We start from the raw sequence: 775 nt of genomic DNA, 5'->3' as shown, positions 1-775 counted from the left end.
GACCCCGACGGTCGGACCCTCACCGGCCGCGCCGAAGTTCCCGTACCCGAGGCCAAAGTGCGGCTGTTGCTGGCCGGTCTCCTGGCGCACGCGCCGCACCCGCTGTCCGTGGACCGGCTCGTCGAGCTGCTCTGGGCCGAGCGGCTCCCCCACCACCCGGCGAACGCGCTGCAGACGAAGGTCTCCCGGCTGCGTCGCGTCCTCGATGCCGCCGAGCCGGGCGCCCGCGACCTGATCGTCTCGCTCCCCGCCGGCTACGCCCTGACCGTCGCCCCCGACCACACCGACCTGGGCTGCTTCACCTCTCTCACCACCCGGGCCCGCGCCGCCCAGGACCTACGGACCCGAGCCTCACTGCTCACGCGGGCCCTCGACCTGTGGCGCGGCGACCCCTTCGACGGTGTGCGGGGCGGCAGCACGCGCGACGACGACTCCGGCGACACCGTCGTACGGCCGGTGCGTGAGCGCCTCGCGGAGGAGCGGCTAGGCGCGATCGAGGACCTCGCCGAGGCCCGCCTCGCGCTGGGCGAACACCGGTACCTGACCGCCGAGTTGGAGGAGGCGGCGCGGCGCAATCCACTACGGGAGCGACTACGGGCCCTGCACCTGCGTGCCCTCTACGGCTCCGGCCGACAGGCCGAGGCCCTGACCGCGTACGCGGAGCTGCGGGAGCTGCTCGCGCGGGAGCTCGGCGCCGACCCCGGGCCCCAACTCGCCGCACTGCACCAGGCGATGCTCCGACAGGACCCGTCCCTCTCCGCCACGCCCCCGTCGG

The 775-nt window shown here is 75.1% G+C and carries 1 protein-coding gene; it reads left to right on the top strand.

The window, feature by feature from the left end; all coding sequences use genetic code 11:
- Positions 1-57: 57 nt before the first annotated feature.
- Positions 58-775 (top strand): AfsR/SARP family transcriptional regulator (locus GUY60_RS37995; protein WP_376771373.1); only part of this gene is annotated, 718 nt, incomplete at its 3' end.

The sequence above is a fragment of the Streptomyces boluensis genome, assembly GCF_009908195.1.
Classification (GTDB): Bacteria; Actinomycetota; Actinomycetes; order Streptomycetales; family Streptomycetaceae; genus Streptomyces; species Streptomyces boluensis.
Note: the sequence above shows the minus strand (reverse complement) of the source record. Positions and strands in the feature narration are given on the sequence as shown.